This is a genomic window from Symbiobacterium sp. (assembly GCF_040797425.1).
GTDB lineage: Bacteria > Bacillota > Sulfobacillia > Symbiobacteriales > Symbiobacteriaceae > Symbiobacterium.
The window spans coordinates 1-3454 of record NZ_JBFNEH010000109.1; the positions used below are offsets into that span (position 1 = coordinate 1).

General features: G+C 66.4%; 4 protein-coding genes and 2 tRNA genes. All 6 read right to left on the reverse strand.

Features of this window, described 5'->3' with window-relative positions:
* Window positions 1–155: 155 nt before the first annotated feature.
* Window positions 156–229: transfer RNA gene (locus AB2385_RS16745), tRNA-Gly, on the reverse strand.
* Window positions 230–261: 32 nt separating this feature from the next.
* Window positions 262–338 (reverse strand) — tRNA-Pro (locus AB2385_RS16750).
* A gap of 158 nt (window positions 339–496) precedes the next feature.
* The gene (locus tag AB2385_RS16755) at window positions 497–1000 is read right to left on the reverse strand and encodes a YfcE family phosphodiesterase (RefSeq protein ID WP_367656154.1); all 504 of its coding nucleotides are present in this window, start codon (window positions 998–1000) and stop codon (window positions 497–499) included.
* A gap of 1 nt (window position 1001) precedes the next feature.
* The gene (gene rdgB / locus AB2385_RS16760) at window positions 1002–1595 is read right to left on the reverse strand and encodes an RdgB/HAM1 family non-canonical purine NTP pyrophosphatase (protein WP_367656155.1); all 594 of its coding nucleotides are present in this window, start codon (window positions 1593–1595) and stop codon (window positions 1002–1004) included.
* Between the two features lie 188 nt (window positions 1596–1783).
* Entirely contained in the window at window positions 1784–2602 is an 819-nt protein-coding gene (gene murI / locus AB2385_RS16765; protein ID WP_367656156.1) for a glutamate racemase, read from the reverse strand.
* 154 nt (window positions 2603–2756) lie between these two features.
* Complete coding sequence (locus AB2385_RS16770; RefSeq protein WP_367656157.1) at window positions 2757–3215, reverse strand: MarR family winged helix-turn-helix transcriptional regulator; 459 nt, start codon at window positions 3213–3215, stop codon at window positions 2757–2759.
* Window positions 3216–3454: the final 239 nt, after the last annotated feature.

Genomic DNA, 3454 nt, shown 5'->3' on the forward strand with positions numbered 1-3454 from the left:
GCTCTATCCCCTGAGCTACAGGCGCCTGTATAGCACAGGTTAGTTTAGCACAGGGCAGACCGCAGCACAAGTAGCGAGGTGGCGGCACTGCAGGGGCCGGCTCCCACGCAAGAGTAAAAAAGGACGAAGAGGTTTCGCCCTTGAGTCAAACGGTGTGGAGCGGGTGAAGGGAATCGAACCCTCGTCGCCAGCTTGGAAGGCTGGAGCTTTACCACTAAGCTACACCCGCACTTGTGTGCCGGCCCCTGCGCGAGCCAGAAATGGTCGGGGTGACAGGATTTGAACCTGCGACATCCTGCTCCCAAAGCAGGCGCGCTACCAGACTGCGCCACACCCCGACGATCCCGCAACAGAGAGTATAGCAAAACGCCCTGCCCGTTGTCAAAAGCTAAATGCTGGAGGATGGCCGCCAGGCCGAGGCGCGCACATGCGGTCACCCCGTCAGGGTGGAACGCCCGGGAGCGCCGGACCCGGGCGGGCGGGTGCGGCGACGCGCCTAAGCGTGGTCGTCGCGCAGAAACACGTAGCGGGCCACCACGCGCCCTCCCTCCACCTCCAGCACGGCGCAGGAGGGCGGATCGCCGTAGCGCCTGGGCATGCTCAGCGAGCCCGGGTTGAGCAGGAGCACGCCGTGGGCCTCTTCCAGGAAGGGGATGTGCGTGTGGCCGAAAATCGCCACCCGCACCCCCAGTTCCCGGGCCCGGTAGAGGAGCCGCTGCGGACCCGACTTCACCCCGTGCCGGTGGCCGTGGACCAGGAGCAGCCGCACCTGCTCCAGTTCCAGCAGCAGCTCGTCCGGCTCCGTCAGGGGGAAGTCACAGTTGCCGGCCACGGCCCGGACATGGGCCGGATCGACACCGAGGTCGCCGGCGATCCGGGCGGCGTCGGCCAGGTGGTCCCCGGCATGCAAGAGCCAGTCGAGCTGGCCGCACCGCTCCCGCATGGCCGCGACGTGTAGGAACCGGTGGTGGCTGTCGCTCACAACGCCGATCCGCAGCACGCTACTCCTCCTCCAACAGCGCCGGTAACCGCTTGAGGCATTTGGCCAGGGACTGGGACCGATGGCTCATGGCGTTCTTCTCTTCCAGGGAGAGTTCCGCCACAGTCCGACCATCGGGCAGTTCGAAGATCGGGTCGTAGCCGAAGCCGCCGGTGCCGCGGGGAGCCTCCGCCAGGCGGCCCTCCCACTCGCCCCGGAACAGCTCCCACCGCCCGGAGGGGAGCACCACGGCGATGACCGACACATACCGCGCCCCCCGGCGGTCAGCGGGCACGCCCTCCATCCGGGCGAGCAGGTGCCGGAGCCGGTCCTCGTCGCTGCCCGGGACCCACCGGGCGGAGCGCACGCCAGGCTCGCCGCCGAGCGCATCCACGCAGATGCCTGCGTCCTCCGCCAGGGCCGGAAGACCGGTGGCCGCCACCGCGGCCCGGGCCTTGATCAGGGCATTCTCCTCGAACGTAGTGCCCGTCTCGGCCACCTCCGGTGCATGGGGATCGAGCCCCACCACCTCGATACCGTGACCCTCTAGCAGGGCCCGAAACTCCCGCACCTTCCCCGGGTTCTTCGTCGCCAGTACGATCCGCTTCTCCGACAAGTCCAAGACCTCCTGTCCCAGGGTTCCGAGGCGCCCTGCTCCCGTGCGGCGGCCTCGCCACTCTCCCCTCTGGCGGGCAGAGACGAGCCTGCGGGCCGCTGAGACGGCTGCTACCCTCGCCGTGGCGCCGAACAACATGCCCGTATTCGGCAGACATCCAGCTTTCTCCTCCGGTTTGTCTGTGGCGGTCAACACTGAATCCGCGTCGCAGTGGCGATTCCCCCCGGCCAGAGTCGCTCCGCCACCTCGAGGAAGCGGTTCGGGTCGCCGGTGGTGAAAGCGCGGCGCTCTCCCGGCGCCGGACCCGGATTGCGCAGGCCACAACTGACGAGAAGGTCTGCCACCTGCCGCGCTGTCGCCCAACCAGGATCCACCAATCGGATGGCGGGGCCCACCACATCGGCGATCACCGCCGCCATGTGGGGGAAGTGTGTGCAACCGAGCACCAGGGTGTCGACCTGCGCGGCCAGGATCGGGGCCAGGCAGTGCTCCACCTCCGCTCGCACCTCGGGCCCGGAGATGACGCCCTCCTCGGCCCGCATGACCAGGATGGGACAGGCCTGCTGCACCACCATGGCGTCGGGACGGATGTCCCGAATGGCCCGCAGGTAGATGCCCGAGTCGCAGGTGCCCTGGGTGGCCGCCACGCCGATCCGGCCACTGACCGAGACCTGTGCCGCCAGCGCAGCACCCGGATGAACGACCCCGATGGCAGGAATCGGAAAGGCACCCTGCTCCAGCAGGTCGAAAGTCGCGGCGGTGGCCGTGTTACAGGCCACGATGACCAGTTTGCAGCCCTGGGCAACGAAGAATTCCATGAACCGCTCGAAGAAAGCGCGCACCTCGGCCAGCGGACGGGGTCCATAGGGGAAATGGGCGGTGTCGCACGCGTAGATCAGGTTCTCATGGGGTAGGAGGTCCGCGACCACCCGTGCGACGGTGAGGCCGCCCTCCCCGGAGTCAAATAAGCCGATCGGTCGCGCTGCGTCTGCTTTCGGGGCTGTCATGCGGAGATCTCCTTCCGGGTTGCTGCAGGTGGAGGCAGTAGCCTGCTCCTGAGGTTATCGTACGGGTTGGACGCTCCTGCCTTGCTACGAGTTTCGAAAGGCACCAATGCGGCAGGCGCCGCCCCGCCGGGGCGGCGCCTTTCCGCGGCCTTTTTTATTGGGCCGGGACCTCCCGCGACAGTACCGAGCACAGCTGCTGGAGCGCCCGGACGAGGCGCGCCTTGTCGTTTGCCCCCAGGCCAGTCATGGCGTTGGCCAGGTAGTTCTGCCGGGCCTCGAGCACCCGCTCGATCAGCTCGCTGCCTTTCGGCAGAACCCGCAGCCGGATCACCCGCCGGTCTGCGGTGTCGCGCACCCGCTCAATCAGCCCGTTCCGCTCCATGCGGTCGATCAGGTCGGTTGCGGTGCTGCACGCCAGGTACATCTTGGCGCATAGCTCGCCCATCGTCAGCTGCCCGTGTTCCCGCAGCACCAGAAGCGCTTCAAACTGAGGACTTGTGATGTCGAAGCCGCACAGGATGTCGCGCCCCCGCTTCCGCAGGAGAGCCCCCACTTCGCGGAGCAGGTCGTCCAACTCCGCAAGCTGCTGGTTTACCGAAGGATTGGCCAGCACACCCTGTCACCCCCACCGAGATCCTTATCGGCCGTCTCGAGGCAACGCGGTATTTCAGGCTCTAGGAAGTTAAGAACCCTGAAATAACCGGTTGTACTACTATTCGTGGAAGGAGTCCTTTCCCCTGCCCCTTCCTCTCTATCCTCTAATACGTCAATTGATTCCGTTTGGTTCACGTGATCTAAATATGTCGACGCGAAACATCCGCATGGGTGAGGTTATGCACCTAGCACGAAACC